Here is a 15,145-nt window from a genome sequence, read left to right as displayed (position 1 = left end):
TTCCATTCTCCATCGAAAAATAATGTTAAGTAACGTTACAAAAAATAACTCACAAAAAGGAGAAATGCATGAAAAAATTAGTTTTGATCCTTCTGGCTGTCTCCCTGCTGCTGCCCTTTGCCCCCGAAGCAAACGCCCAGGCTAAACCTAACAAAGGCTCCTTGAAAAAAATTGAAAAAGCCATCGAAAAAAACGAGTACAACAAAAGCTTTGATTTCGACCAGGACGGCGAGCTCACCCGAAAAGACCTCTCTTACTTTAAAAAATTCAAACTCGGAATTAAAGATGAGCTGTATCTGAACCTCGACCACCTCAACTGGCTCAGTCAGGACATAACCGTCGATGGGACAGAAATGATGATCACAAGATTATACGCGGAACCGAATAACCCTGACGATCTAAGCGAGGGCTATCATTATGTCGGAGACCCTCAGGAAGGAATAGCGGCGCTCGATGACGTAGCAAGAGCCGTAACAGCGTATGCTGAGCATTACCAGCTGTACAAGGACGCTCATAGCCTCGACCAAATAACGAAAGGGCTTGAATTTGTCATGTGGATGCAGGAAGAGGATGGAGACTTCCGAAACTTTGTTGCACTTGATGAAAATGGCGGACTATTTAAACGCGATTCTCACTCCTCCTCAAAAACATTCAGTTACTGGGCAGTGAGAGCTTATACAGCCTTAAGCTATTCCTATGAAATTCTGTTAAAGAAAGATCCTGAAATGGCCGAGAGAGTTAAGCAGCATCTGGAGCTCTCAAGTAAGCGGATTAACGAAAAGGTTAAGCCTTTATATGGCACCTATACGACGAAGGGCGGGGAGGATTATCCTGCCTGGGATCTGTATGATAACTGGGTATCAACAATCGCAATTGAAGCACTTACGAAGCATTATGCTCTCTTACCGGATGAAACGGTGAAAGAAAATATTCAAATGCTGGGGGAGGCTTTGTATGCTTCTCAATATGGAGATTTTAAGGAGTATCCGCTTGGCGGTTTTATGAGTACCTACTCTGAACGGGTGGATGTCTGGAATGAGTGGGGAAGTCAGCAGACAGCGGCCATGGCGCTCGCTGGTGAAGCAGTAAACAATAAAAACTGGATTGCAGCTGCAGAGCTTGCAGCAGACAGTTTTTTAAGCGATATGATGATTTCAGGCAGAGCATTTTCAAAGCAGCCAAACGCTATTGTGTATCCGCAAATTAATTACGGAACAGCATCTTATGTTGATAATTTCATTAAATTATATGAAGTCACCGGAAAAGAAAAATACGCCTTTATGGCTGGAGTAGCAGGTCAGTGGTGGCTTGGGAATAACGACAAAGAAGTTCATATGTTTAACCAGGAAACCGGCGTTGCATTTGATGCGATCGATGAAGACAAAGTAAATATAAATTCAGGCGCAGAATCGAATATTGAAGCAGTCAGGGCACTTGCACGCATCCTGCAGCATGACACGAGCAAAGTCGCTTTGTTCTCTGCTGAAAAAGAAAAGGAAAAAGCTTTTACATTGGAGATGGAGGATCAATACGGTGAATTGCCGGATGAACCGCTGACTATTATGAATGCGAGTTTGTCAGATGAAAGTAAAGCGTTAGTATATAAACCCTCTACTGATCCAGGGCTTGATGAAACAAATGAATCGGCTCAAAAAGAAGATGTTATTCCTGAAGCATCAAGAGATCAGGAAGCACAAATTTACGAGAACTGGTTCGGTCAAAATGCTCTTTTTGTAAAAGGAGCAGGGTTCAACAATACGAGATTATATGGAGATTCCTATCTATATCAGGATATTTCCATTGGCGACGAAGATGGTGCACCGCAAATTGGCGACGCCATTAACCTCCAGTTTTCAACACGATTAGAATTCGATACAGAGCTGAAGGCTGAGGTTTTTGCTCTAAATGAAGAAGGGGAAAGCACCGTTATCTCAGAGGTACAGGGAGTAAATTATCATTACCGTCACTGGTATTCAGGAAGCAGCGCCATCAAAACCGTACCTGTGTCTGCTATTCCTGAAGACGCAGTAAAGATCCGGATTCAATTTTCAGTTCAATCTGATAATGAGTGGTTTAATAAAGGTTATATAGCGCTTGCTGATATAAAATTATTTAAATCAAACACACCTGAGCTGCGGGCAGGAGGAACCGATTTTTCTAAAGGAGCCTATATCGAAATGCCTGCAGGTCAGCAAAAAGAGATTCAATTCCCTGATGGAGTCAAGGAAGGGAACTATAGAGTGTATGTCAGCGCACGAACGAATACAGAGCCGGGCGCTTTAGGCTTACATATTAATCAACAAACTCTCTCTCTTGATTTGGAGGATGAAAGAAGAGCGGTGCAAATTCTTTATGCAGGGGATGTAGAGCTCGAAGAAGGGCAGGAGAGCTTTTTGATTGAAAACATCGGAGACCTGCCGGCAGACATTGATCAGCTGACCTTTTATCCGGTACTCTCAAGCGTTGTCTATGAAGCTCTTGACGGGAAAGCGTATAAAGTGATTCGTGACAGTATCAATAACAATCTGATAGTCGAAAGAGAAAACAAAGGGAAAAGCCCTTACTTCATTGAATCAGCGTACAAGATTGATGGAGAAACGGTAGTAATTGCAGGAACTGTTTCAGGTGCAAAAGGAAAGACTGAAAAGGGCGGCTTTATAACTGTTAAAGGGGATAAGAGCTACAGGGCGAAGCTGAATAAAAATGGTGAATTCAGTATCGTCGTTCCTTATGAAAAGGAACTAAAGCGAATTGAACTTGAGTATAAAAAAACCATGGGTTATGTGTATTTTTAATAATTGAAAGGAGCTTTGGTAAGAGCGAATGCTGCTCATACCAAAGCTCCTGTTTTTTATTATTCTTTCGGATCAATCTTTACAGAGTCCTTTGGATCGAGCGCAAGGGTCCTTATAAAATAAAAATAAGCTCCGCCGACCATTCCTAAGACCATTAAAAAACCTGCAGTCACAACACCCATATATGCCATATAAAGCAGCCCCCTTTTTGGATGTATATGCAAAAGGAGACTGCCGGTATGAAAAATATCGTAAAACAAGCAGACCTATTTAAAGGCCTGCTCGTTTTAAAGAAGCTATCCCCATATTTCAATGAGGTTATGGCTGTCCGTCAATAAAGCATACAGATCATCTTTTCTGATCCTGATGCCATTTTGGCGATAAGGATTTTCAGGATGGCTGCTTTCGATTTTTTGTCCGTTTACAATCGCATATGTTTTTTCCTGAGAAAGGTGATAACGGATTGTTACCGGCTTATTGTAAAGCTTAAATGTAAACTCCAGTCCGTCTAGAGAAGCAGGGAGGACAGGGTCAATAATGAGATGATCTGCCTGCTGGCGGAACCCGAGTGCATTTGAGATTAATTGATTCATATAAATCCCCGGGCCGCTTGAGTAAATTCTCCAGCCGCCTTTTACCGCAACATCACCTGTGCGCAGCTCCGCAAATCGTTCCTGTGCCTCATAACGGGTATTGAATTTTCCATCAGAAGAACTGAAATATGCATTGCTTTGACGCTTTTCGGCATTAGGCACGACGGATGTGATACCAATCGGGTTAATGGTTTCAAGGCCTTTCCATACTTCTTCTGTTCTGCCGAGCTTCGCCATTGCCTCTACAAAACGGATATGTGCATGTACGTATTGAAGACCAATTTCTCTTCCAAAGTTTGCCGCCTGTTCTGCCCGTTTGAAATGCTTTGAAACTCCGCCTTCATAATTAGCAGGACGGCTCATGAGCCGGACACCATCAGGATAATAGAATTTCTCCATCACAAGCTTCCTGTATTTTTCTGCTTCCTCCGGTGTTAAAAGCTCACTGATCATGCTGCGTGTCATTGGCAGGAGACGGTAGTGAATACCGGTTTTTTGATCATCCGGGTGAACCATGTTTTCCGGATTCTCAGGATCTTCAAAATAAAGGAACCCTGGAATCACATCTGTTTTTAATAAATATTTTCTGAAATCATCTCTGATGCCTTCAGCAAGACTGGCAAATTCCTCTGCTTCTTCCGGATAAGCATCCTTCAGACTTTTAGCGAACGTACGGACCGACTGATACGTAAGTGCAACGGTCCAGCTGCTGACCATATATTGTCTCAGCTGTTGATTAGCTGGCTGAAGCGTATCATCCCAATCACCATCACCATAAGAAGAAAGGTGGGTGTCATGAAGGAAATCATTTTTGATTGTTGAAATCTGCTTTTTAATATGATCAAGCAGCGGTGCCTCCTGAGTAAACGAAAAGCCGTTTCGATCTGTGTAAGGAACAGGCATTTCAAGGATAGAAGCATCATTGGTCGCTGTCAGGTAATCTGCAACAACCTTAAGCGGCCAAACGATTACATCCCCGTGGCTGTGATCCTGTTGAATGTGGCTGTAGGCATCAAACATAAACCACTGCGGCCAGCTTCCTTTATCCTCGTATTGGTGAGAATATACGGTTTTAATGATTTCTTTTACGCTGTCATATTGAGCAGTAGCTAAAAAGTATTCAGTTGGTCCCTGACAAACATCCCGCGTACCCCAGGCAGCGCCGCCGTACTGCTCAAGACCGTGCGGAACGGAGTAGTGAACGAGCATATTATGCGTATACCACCAGGCGATCGCGTTAACTTTTTCAACTTTTTCCTGATTGGCAGGAAGAGCTAATTCAAAATGGTTCATCACATGTTTAAAATACGTTTTGTAGCGTTCTTTTTCCTCATTAAAATCGAGTACTGTCTGCTCTTCAAAATCGCCTGTCAAAGATCCATCGACAGTTAGTGTCCATTCCTTTGAGCGTTCCAGCTGGATGCATAAAAGCGAATTCTCTTCTTTCGTGACTTTCGCATTTTTATGATCGAGGGAAAAACGGTAGGCAAGGTCAGGATGTACTCCGCCATTATCGGAAGAAGCGTCTCCGGAAACGGTAAAGTAGTCATCACCCGTCGTCAGGTGATAAGGCACATCATATTCATTGCCATTCATAATGACCTGGTTTGTCACTGCAAAATCATAATCAATCCCATTTTCAGAAGTCAAATGAACCGTCACGGATTTCTTATTTGTTGCAGTGAAAACTGTAATGGTCAGCCGGTCCTCCGGCAGCTTATAAATCCAGCGGGCGTAATTAAAGCCAAGCTCATAAACAGCAGGCATGGTCAAAAGCTTATATTCACCTGCCATTTTCATATAAATACGCTGTCCTGATGCCTTAAATACATTCAATGCATTTCGGACATTTGATAAAAGCTTATTCATGGTCGTGTTCCCGATTACAAGCTGAGCATTGAATACACCCGTCGTGTAGGAGGTAGAGGTAATGACAGGCTGACCGCTGAGCTGGTGATTTTCACCGCTCATTAAAATATGACCGTGCGAACGCTCTGACTGAAGCTCTTTTTCCTTTAAAATAATATGTTCAAAGGAAGGCGTGAAAAAGGACAGGAGAGTGCTGCCATCCCATTCTTCAAGTGTTCTTTCAGGATACAATTGGTTTATTTCCTCAAGGGTCGCTGCTTCTGAGGCAAAGACACCGGAGCCTGCCAAAAGGGGTTGGTCGTAGGCTGCAGCAGGTTCAAAAGTCTCTTCCTCCTTGCGAATGCCTTCCCATACTTCAGCCAGTTGAGGCTTAAAAACAGGCGCTGTTACAGCCTCCGCATGATCCTCTGCAAAACCTCCGTAAAACACAAAGGAAGCATTTCCGTTTAAATGAATTCGTTCACTTTGAAGCGCAGTATAGGCAAACTCATACTGGTACGTTTTGTTTTCCAATGACTTTTCAGTCAGTGCTTCCGGGATATTCGTTTCTTTATATGACAGCCCGAAAAATTGGAAGCCGTCTGTGCTGTAGCCTGTATTTTTCCCGAGTGACCCCTGCTCGAGGTAAGGGAACTCTTCCCCTTGAGGCTGATTTTGACGGGAACATACCACATAGCCTTCTGAATCGTTAAAGACAGCATGGTCCACGTACTGGGCGATGTAGGCTTCATTTGAGCGGACTGCATTTTTATCGGCAAGTCCCATGTCCTGTCCGTAAATTACATCGATTTCATGGCCGGCGCCTGACGTTTTTACTTCCCAGAACCAAAGCTTTTCAGAAGCCAGGTGGAATATCACTTCATAGGTTATGCCGTTATGAACGGTCCCTTCCCATTTTGCTTTAGTAGGGGAGATTGAAAATGTACTTGTTGAATTTTTTCCTGCAAGCGGATAGAAAACGATCTCCCCATTTTCAAACACACGCAAATATAAATTGTTTAACGAGCCGTCCAGCGTATTGCCTTGTAATTGATTAATCATTATATGCTTGTGTGAAAAAGTGGAAATGTCTCCAGTCGGCAGGAATTGAACGGTTGTGTCGCCATTATTTAATTGAAGCTGATTTGTTTTTAGTAGCATCTAGTATTGTCCGCCTTTCTTAGTTAAAGTAAATGTCCGGGAAAGAACTTCTTGGCTGTTTTTTCCGATAAATAACTCAAACGCACCGTTATCACTTGAAAAGGAAAGATCCTGGTGATGATAGCGTAACTGATCTTCAGTAATCGTAAACTGCACCTCAGCTGATTCGCCGGGGCTAAGCGAGATGCGCTTGAAATCTTTTAATTCCTTCATCGGACGAACGGTTTCGCCTGAAATATCACGAATATAGAATTGCACGATTTCCTCGCCGGCTTCTTTGCCGGTATTGGTTACCGTTATCGAAGCTTCAATAACTGATTTTTCATCCAAAATCTCAGTGGAAAGCTCCAGGTTTTGATAGGAAAAAGCAGTATAGCTCAGTCCGTAGCCAAACGGGAAGAGAGGGGAGTTTGGCGCATCCATATAATCTGAAACATAATGCTCCTGTGCATCCGGCGCTCCCTTTGGCCGCCCTGTATTAAAGTGGTTATAGTAAACAGGCACCTGACCAACATTGACAGGGAAGGACATGGATAGCTTTCCTGAAGGGTTAACATGTCCAAATAATAGGTCAGCAACTGCATTTCCTCCTTCACTTCCCGGGTACCAGGCTTCAAGAATGGCATCGCTGAATTCCGCCACTCCGCTAAGGTCAAGAGGTCTACCGTTAAATAACACTGTGATAATCGGTTTATTCAAAGCTGCAAGCTTCTTGAGGAATTCAAGCTGGACTTTTGGCAGCTGAATATTAGTTCTGTTATTTGCTTCCCCGCTCATGCTGCTGCTTTCACCTAGGGCGGCAATAATGACATCTGCCTGGGAGGCCGCGTTTATCGCTTCGTTCATCTGTTCAAGTGTGCCATCCTGAATTCCGCATCCTTTGGCTGTTAAGAAAGAGGAAGAGGTATGTTCAAATGCTTCCTTTAAAGAAACCGCCTCTTTCTGATCCCCAACGCCTGCCCATGGCCCTAAAAGATCCTGGCTGTCAGCAAAAGGTCCGACAAGAGCAAGCTGCTGTTCCTTTTTAAGAGGAAGAACCTGATTCTCATTTTTTAGAAGAACGCATGATTTTGCAGCAATCTCCCGGGCGGTTCTACGGTGATCAGGGTGGCCTGTGATTTCTTTTTCTTTTTCCACGTCAGCACTTCTGTACGGATTGTCAAAAAGACCGAGCTTTTCTTTTAAAGCCAGAATTCGAAGGACGGCTTCATCGAGCAATTCAAGCTTGATGCTGCCTTCTTCAATCAGCTCCTCTAAATGCTGAACGTAGCACTCAGTCATCATTTCAATATCGACGCCTGCAAGAAGGGCTTTTTTAGCGGCTTCTTTTTCGTCCTCTGCGACGCCATGCGGAATTAATTCCTTTACTGCTCCCCAGTCAGAAATGAGCACACCATCAAATCCCCATTCCTCCCGCAGAAGGCTTCTCATGAGCTCTTTATTTCCTGTAGCAGGAATTCCATCGACCGTATTAAAAGCGGTCATCACCATTTCACAGCCGGCGTCTAAAGCTGCTTTGTAAGCAGGGAGATAGCTTTCCCTCAACTGTCTTTCGGACATATCCACGGTATTGTAATCTCTGCCTGCTTCAACCGCGCCGTACGCTGCAAAATGCTTTACACAGGCAGCAACGGCATCAGGATTATTGCTGAGGTCTGTGCTTTGAAACCCTTTTACAAAGGCCTGTGCAAAACAGCTGTTTAAATACGGGTCTTCACCGGTAGACTCCATCACCCTCCCCCAGCGAGGGTCCCTGACAAGGTCCACCATCGGGGCAAATGTAACGTGTACACCAGATACAGCAGCTTCTCTTGCCGCAGCTTCAGCACTCTTTTGTGCTAACTCAAGATCCCAACTGCAGCCGATCGCAAGCGGAACAGGGAAAATGGTTTTATAGCCATGAATGATATCTGCCATGAATAGAAGGGGGATGCCCAGGCGGTTTTCTTCAAGATGCTTTTTCTGAATGGAAATCACTTCTGCTGCTCCTGAGACCCCAAGGACAGAGCCTGCATTAAGAACATGTTCATCTGTTATAGGCATTTCAGCCATTGGACCGGTAATCTCACCCTGTTGGTTTGATCCTTTAAAAAAAGGTCCGGCAAGCTGGATAAGCTGGGCAATTTTCTCCTGTAGCGTCATTTTGCTAAGAAGCTGCTGAATACTGGCTGTTGTCATCTTATTACCTCCCGATCCTTAAATAGTGAAACGTTTCAATTTAAATCCAAAAAAATAAACTGGGGAAAATATGTAGAAAATACTTATTCAATAGAGATTAATTAAATATTTGCTAAAAGTCTTGAAAGCGCCTTCAGAATTTATTATAATCAATTTAGTGAAACGTTTCAATAAAATATTTGAAAAGTTTTCGTTAAAGTTAAATAGTTTATTTTTCACAGAATTAGTTAAAACTCAAGTATTATATTTGCAGTCTCGTGAAAATTAAAGAATAAAGTAGAGGAGATGGGAAAAGATGTTGAAGAAAAAAGGGTTTATTTATCCAACAGTGTTAGCAATGGGATTATCAGCTGTGCTTGCCGGCTGCGGAGGCAGTGATAGTGGAGAAGACAGCGACGCCATTTCAGTATGGGCAATGGGTGAGGAAGGTAAGCTTTTAAATGAGATGACAGCAGGCTACGAGGAAGAAACCGGTGTGAAGGTCAATGTTCAGGCAATCCCGTGGGATCAGGCTTATGACAAGCTCCTGACAGCTGTTGCTTCAGGAAATGGTCCGGATGTGCTGCAGCTTGGAACGACCTGGGTAGCTGAATTTGCAGATGCAGGAGCGTTGCTTGACCTTACTGAGCATATGGAGGAGTATCCTGATTTTGATTTAGAAAATTACTTTGAAGGCGCTCAAACCTCTATGAAGTATGATGATCAGATAGTGGGGATTCCGTGGTACGTTGAAACACGTACGATGTATTACCGTACGGATCTGCTTGAGGAAGTCGGATATTCAGAGCCGCCTGCAACATGGGACGAGCTGAAGGATGCAGCTTCTAAACTTACGGAGTCAGGTGATAATGATAATGTATACGGGCTTGATATTGATCTAAACGACCAGATCACGCCATTTATTTTTGCTTGGCAAAATGGCTTTGAGTTTGATGCAGAGAATCCTAATTTTGATTCTCCTGAATTCAAAGGAGCACTTGAATATTATACAAGCTACTTTGAGGAAGGAATCAGCACAACCTCAGAGGGAATTGATATTGTCCAGGCGTTTAAAGACGGACAGAAGCCGATCTTCTTTAGCGGTCCATGGATGATTAATATCATGAATGACCAGGCGCCTGATTTAGAAGGAAAGTGGGCAGTAGCTCCAATGCCTGCACAGGAAAACAATCTTTCAAGCATTGGCGGAGCTAATTTCTCTGTCTTCCATAATTCTGAGAAGGTAGATGAGGCGTTAGATTTTATTGCTTATATGAATGAAGTTGACACGCAGCTTGAATGGATGGAAAAATCAAATACGCTTCCTTCACGCTTAGAGGCATGGGAATCACCTGAGCTTGCTGAAGATGAAATGTATTCTGTGTTTGGCGAACAGCTTGAAAACACAAAAGGCGCTCCTCCAGTTAAGGAATGGGAAAGAATTGCTCAGGAGCTTCTTGCTTCTATTGAAAGAATTAATATCGGCGGTGCTGATTTAGACGCTGAAATGGACGAATTTAATTCAAAGGTAAAGAGCATGCTCGAATAATGATAAAAGAAGGCAGGTAAGTGACGATTCGTGTTCACTTACCTCCTTTTATCAATAAAAGCGGCTGGGAAAGGCGGGGCAAGTATGAGTCAACTTATAAAGGGCGCAGTTCGAAACAGACATCCGTTTATCTTTATTGCGCCGGCATTAATTATTTTAATTCTTTTCAGCCTGATCCCTATCTTGATTGCGCTGGTGATCAGCTTTACTGATATGGATTTAAAGGGCCTGGCAAACTGGTCTAATATTAGCTTCATCGGATTTGAAAACTATATTAATCTACTTTCAGACACCGTTTTTCATAAAGCGGTTTATAACACTTTTTTCTATGTAATCATCGGAGTCCCTCTTGTCATTATCTTTTCACTTGGTATTGCACTGCTTTTAAATTATGGGAAAAACTTAATCTTTACCGTTTTCCGGGCCGTCTATTTCATGCCGGCCATTACGAATATCATTGCGATTGCCGTTGTATGGGGGTTTCTGTATAACACAGAATACGGTTTGTTTAACTATCTGCTTTCATTAGGCGATATTGGCAAGGTACCGTGGCTTGAGCACCCTGTAATTGCTAAGCTTTCACTAATTCTGTTAGCGGTCTGGAAGGGCATTGGGATCAATATGATTATCTTCCTTGCAGCCTTGCAGGGAATTCCGCAGTCCTATTATGAGGCAGCGCGTATTGATGGAGCGAAGCGGTGGCAGATCCTATTTTATATCACCATTCCGCTGCTGCGCTATGCCGTATTTTTCGTGACAGTGACAACGTTAATTGGCTGGCTGCAATTCTTCGAGGAGCCGTTTATCATGACGCGCGGCGGTCCGCTTGACGGCACGGTATCAATGGCGTTGTTCATTTACCAGCGAGGCTTCCAATTCAGTGAATTTGGCTATGCAGCTGCAGGGTCCTTTGTTCTTTTTATTGTGATCATAATCGTGACGCTGCTGCAGTTTAAACTAAGAAAAGCCGATACAGAATATTAACCGATCGAAATGGGGTGACATCAATGCCTTCAGGAAAAGCTAAAAATAACGCAGAAAAATGGATTGCAACAATTTTGCTGGTGGTGGGAGGATTAATTGTTTCCCTGCCGTTTCTCTGGATGATTTCAAGCTCCTTTAAGCCTGAAAATGAAATACTTCAGATGCCGCCGACATTAATTGCGGAAAATCCAACCCTGCAAAATTATATCAACCTATTTACTAATTTAAACTTTGGCATTTACTTAAGAAATACATTAATCATTGTTTTATTATCCTTTGTCGGCCTGTTCTTTAATGCCATGGCTGGCTATGGGTTTGCAAAATACCATTTTAAAAATAAAGAAAAAGTCTTCTATTTAGTGCTTGCGACCATGATGATTCCAGGTCAGGTAACGATGATTCCCGTGTATTTGCTTTTAAATGAAATGGGACTGATCAACACAATGGCAGGAATCGTGCTGCCTGGGCTCGCTGCTGCTTTCAGCATTTTTTTATTCAGAATGTTTATGGCAACAATTCCGACAGACCTGATCGAAGCGGCAAGACTTGATGGAGCAGGGGAGTTTTATATTTTCTTCCGTCTGATTATGCCAATCTCAAAGCCTATTTTTGCCGTGCAGGGGATCCTGACCTTTATTGCTGCCTGGAACAGCTTCCTGTGGCCTTTGATCATTGCAAACGATGAATCGCTTTATACATTGTCAGTAGGGCTATCTTTACTCAAAGGGCAATACGCGAGTAACTTTGCGCTCCAAATGGCAGGAGCAGCCTTTATGGTTATTCCAATCATTATCATTTTTTCTTTTTTTCAAAAATACATTGTGGAAGGTTTTACTACTTCCGGGTTAAAATAAAAGGGTAGTACGATGACGTCATGTATACTTGATACAGAGAAACGAATGGGAGGATAAGCTGTGGCAACAATAAAAGATGTAGCCAGGCTCGCGGGAGTAGCCATTTCAACGGTTTCTTATGCGCTAAATGGCAGTGAGAAAATCAGCCCGGCAACCAGAGAAAAAGTGATTGGTGCAGCACGCCAATTAAACTATCAAAAAAACGGCTTTGCCTCTGATTTGAAGCGGACAAAAACAAATACAATTGCTTTAATCCTAAGTGATCTGGCGGGACCTTACTATTCTGAGCTGACAAAAGGAGTGCAGGAAGTATCCGTGGCAAACGGCTATGATCTCATTGCCTGCAGCTCTAAAGGAGGGCCGCTATCCACGGCCACCAAGTTTTTAAAAGAAAAACGGGTGGATGGAGCGATAATCTTAGCTCATAATATTTCAGATGAAGTGATCGTTGAATCAGCACGCCAGGGGTTTCCGATCATTGTATTGGACCGCCATCTTGAAAATGAATTTGTTATTCAGGTGGAGGTTGATAATTTTCAGGGCGGCTTTGTTGCGACAGAACATTTAATCGAAAAAGGCTTGAAGGATATAGCGTTTATTAGCGGACCTCCACGCTCTCATGACAGTAAAATGCGGTACAAAGGCTATGCTACTGCGTTAAAAGAGTACAAGCTTGATGTGAACGGGAAATGGGAAATTCACGGTGACTTTACCCGCGAAGGAGGGTACAGAGCAACGAAAATGCTCATTGCCCAGGGGCGGCTGCCTGAAGCAGTCTTTTATGCAAATGATGAAATGGCGATTGGAGGCATTCAGGCGTTCCAGGAAAATAAAATCCGGATCCCTGAGGATATTTCAGTTATTGGGTATGATGATATTCAGCTGGCAGAGTTCATGACACCGCCGCTTACGACGATTCGTCAGCCAAAGTATGAAGCTGGGGCGCTTGCGATGCATATTATTCTTCAGCAGCTTGCCGGTGTGGAAGTGAATTCCTACTACAAGCTTTCGACAGAACTAATTACAAGAAAATCTGTAAAATAAAAAGGAGACCTCGCTTTTTTTAAGCGGGTCTCCTTTTTTGTCACTTATTAAAAAAATTCTCAGTAAAATAAGGCTGTGAATCGTCGTTAAAAGCAACGCCTACACCAAGATAGCCAAATTCAGGTTTTAAAATATTTTCCCGGTGGCCTAATGAGTTCATAAGGCCTTCATGGGCGTAAATACTGCTAAATTGTCCGTAAGCCAGGTTTTCCCCGGCAACTCTATAGCTGACCCCATCTTCTTTCATCCGGTCGAAAGGGGATTGTCCATTAAGGTTAGTATGGTCAAAGTAGGAGTTTTCAGCCATATCAAGACTATGCTTTCTGGCTGTTTCCCTGACCTGTTCATCCCATGTCAGAACGCTTTGACCATGCTCGACACGTGCCGCATTGGTTAAATCAAAAAGCTGATACTCAAAGCCTTGTTTTAATGAATCAGACGGCTCTGTATAAATTTCTGTACGTTCACTCTCAAGACTTTCATGGATAATTTGCACAGCGGTAACGGTATAGTCTTCATGCTTATCGTAGAAGATTGTGGCGTATGCATCATCCACCTGATAAACATCGTATTCCCCGTCATTTTGAAGCTGATATCGTATTAAACCCTTGCGGATCGTTGTAAGCGGGTCGCCCAGCTCTTTGCGGACATTTTCTTTGGAGCTTTCAAGCGTTACGCCGATGGAAGAGGTAATGAGGTCCTGATTCGTAAAGAGGCCATTCACAAGCCCGTCTTCGTTGTAGGACACCATGACGAAGTTTCCGAAATTCTCATGATAGGCATACCAGCTAGAGCCGAACTCATTTTGGGATTGACGTGCAGGCTCGCCAAGCTCCTGTTCAACCTGATCCCTGGAATCGCCCAGCTTTATATTGTAGATCGAGAAGACCTGCTCTGTCGGAATGGAAAGATCAGGTTTTTCAACACTTGGAGCGGGCTCATCAGACTGAATTCTTGGTGCCTGCTGGACTGCATCGTCGATATCCACAATGATGGCTGTGATCGTGTCCGTGAACGTTTCCAGTGCGTTAGATATATTTGGTGTTTCAATGACTGATAAAACCCGGTCAGAAATTGTATCCATAAATGAAAGATCTGCATAAGGAGAAACTTTATCCTCCCAAAGCGGTCTTGAGATGAACACAGCAATGACTAATAGCAGCAGAAGAAATAGTTTTCTCATGTAGTTCACCCCTATGCTGCTATTTTACCCTAAAAGCCTGATTGGTATAAAGGCAGAGCTCTTTTACGCTATTCAAATTGTTAAGAAGTGGTGAATAAGCAAGTAAAAAAGGTTGAGACAAATATGTGTCTCAACCTTTTACCCGGTTCACTGCGCTTCAGGGGGACGCTTTCCGCGGGGCGGGGCCCTTCGCTAACTTGCTTTCAGCAAGTGGATCTCAAGCTCCCACTTCCTCCCGCTGGAGTCGCCCCCTTCCACTCCGTTTACCTCACGTTACGTAAACAAATAAACACTAAACACATACCTTTTTTGTCTAGTTATTTTTCCAGCCTCGACTGTTACCGGCTGAGTGTCCAGTTGGATAGCAGGGGGCCGTCCTTCCCGTAAACGGGATCTGTATCAGGAAGCGGGACGTGCCATATTTCCTCAAGAACATCCGGTCGTTCGCCTGGTTCTCCAGTACGCATATTATATTCAGCACCTTCAGGGTAGGCGCCCACAATTCTAAAGTCTTCAGTAGCTTTCATATTCCGGTGTCCCGTACCGGCTGGAAGCACCAGCACATCACCGGCTTCGATATTAATCATCTTGCCTTCCTCGCCGCCAATCTGCAGCATGGCAGATCCGGATTGAACGCCAAGTACTTCATGGGTATTGCTATGGTAGTGGTGAAAGTCATGGACACCCCCAACCCAGCTATTTCCCCAATTATTTTCATTAAAGGTCTTTTCAATGCTATCAGGATTATCCTTAAATGCGCCTTCATAAACCAGCACAGAAAGCTGTTGGTTGTTTGGGATAGATCCATCGTCTTCAAATGGATATAGTGTTACATCGGCAGTCATAGAAATCCCTCCTCTTTGGTAAATGTATACCCGCTTTTGAAAGAACTACACAGGTAGGTAAATACATTTTTTCGCAATAAATGCATTTAAGAGGCTGAATTTCCAGCGAAAAAAATTATAAGTAAAACGGCA

At 43.4% G+C, this 15,145-nt stretch carries 10 protein-coding genes; 5 read left to right on the top strand and 5 right to left on the bottom strand.

Annotated features, from left to right (window positions below; translation table 11 throughout):
* The first annotated feature begins 68 nt into the window (after positions 1-68).
* Complete coding sequence (locus C4B60_RS15200) at positions 69-2,795, top strand: hypothetical protein (RefSeq protein ID WP_104058869.1); 2,727 nt, start codon at positions 69-71, stop codon at positions 2,793-2,795.
* 59 nt (positions 2,796-2,854) lie between these two features.
* Here C4B60_RS15200 and C4B60_RS21870 read toward each other — a convergent pair whose 3' ends face one another.
* The 3 genes from C4B60_RS21870 to bglX all read right to left on the bottom strand — a co-directional run bounded on the left by C4B60_RS21870 (position 2,855) and on the right by bglX (position 8,575).
* Positions 2,855-2,986 (bottom strand): hypothetical protein, encoded by a 132-nt coding sequence (locus tag C4B60_RS21870; RefSeq protein WP_280632276.1) that lies wholly within the window; start codon positions 2,984-2,986, stop codon positions 2,855-2,857.
* A gap of 105 nt (positions 2,987-3,091) precedes the next feature.
* On the bottom strand, positions 3,092-6,397 hold the full coding sequence (locus C4B60_RS15195) for a GH36-type glycosyl hydrolase domain-containing protein (RefSeq protein WP_104058868.1): 3,306 nt from the start codon (positions 6,395-6,397) through the stop codon (positions 3,092-3,094).
* Positions 6,398-8,575, bottom strand: coding sequence for a beta-glucosidase BglX (gene bglX, locus C4B60_RS15190; protein WP_104058867.1), 2,178 nt, complete (start codon positions 8,573-8,575; stop codon positions 6,398-6,400).
* 295 nt (positions 8,576-8,870) lie between these two features.
* On the opposite strand from bglX, the gene C4B60_RS15185 reads away from it, so the two are divergent.
* The 4 genes from C4B60_RS15185 to C4B60_RS15170 all read left to right on the top strand — a co-directional run bounded on the left by C4B60_RS15185 (position 8,871) and on the right by C4B60_RS15170 (position 12,985).
* On the top strand, positions 8,871-10,103 hold the full coding sequence (locus C4B60_RS15185; protein WP_245153998.1) for a sugar ABC transporter substrate-binding protein: 1,233 nt from the start codon (positions 8,871-8,873) through the stop codon (positions 10,101-10,103).
* Between the two features lie 84 nt (positions 10,104-10,187).
* Complete coding sequence (locus C4B60_RS15180) at positions 10,188-11,087, top strand: carbohydrate ABC transporter permease (RefSeq protein WP_104058866.1); 900 nt, start codon at positions 10,188-10,190, stop codon at positions 11,085-11,087.
* Between the two features lie 23 nt (positions 11,088-11,110).
* Positions 11,111-11,941, top strand: a complete 831-nt coding sequence (locus C4B60_RS15175) for a carbohydrate ABC transporter permease (protein WP_104058865.1) — start codon at positions 11,111-11,113, stop codon at positions 11,939-11,941.
* Positions 11,942-12,001: 60 nt separating this feature from the next.
* Positions 12,002-12,985, top strand: coding sequence for a LacI family DNA-binding transcriptional regulator (locus tag C4B60_RS15170; RefSeq protein WP_104058864.1), 984 nt, complete (start codon positions 12,002-12,004; stop codon positions 12,983-12,985).
* A 40-nt stretch (positions 12,986-13,025) separates the two neighbouring features.
* Here C4B60_RS15170 and C4B60_RS15165 read toward each other — a convergent pair whose 3' ends face one another.
* The gene (locus C4B60_RS15165) at positions 13,026-14,168 is read right to left on the bottom strand and encodes a CAP domain-containing protein (RefSeq protein ID WP_104058863.1); all 1,143 of its coding nucleotides are present in this window, start codon (positions 14,166-14,168) and stop codon (positions 13,026-13,028) included.
* Positions 14,169-14,506: 338 nt separating this feature from the next.
* Positions 14,507-15,013 carry a cupin domain-containing protein gene (locus C4B60_RS15160; protein WP_104058862.1) on the bottom strand — a complete coding sequence of 169 codons (507 nt, stop codon included), beginning with the start codon at positions 15,011-15,013 and terminating at the stop codon, positions 14,507-14,509.
* Between the last annotated feature and the right edge of the window lie 132 nt (positions 15,014-15,145).

Origin of the sequence: Jeotgalibacillus proteolyticus, assembly GCF_002926065.1 — a bacterium.
Taxonomy (GTDB): domain Bacteria; phylum Bacillota; class Bacilli; order Bacillales; family Jeotgalibacillaceae; genus Jeotgalibacillus; species Jeotgalibacillus proteolyticus.
Note: the sequence above shows the minus strand (reverse complement) of the source record. Positions and strands in the feature narration are given on the sequence as shown.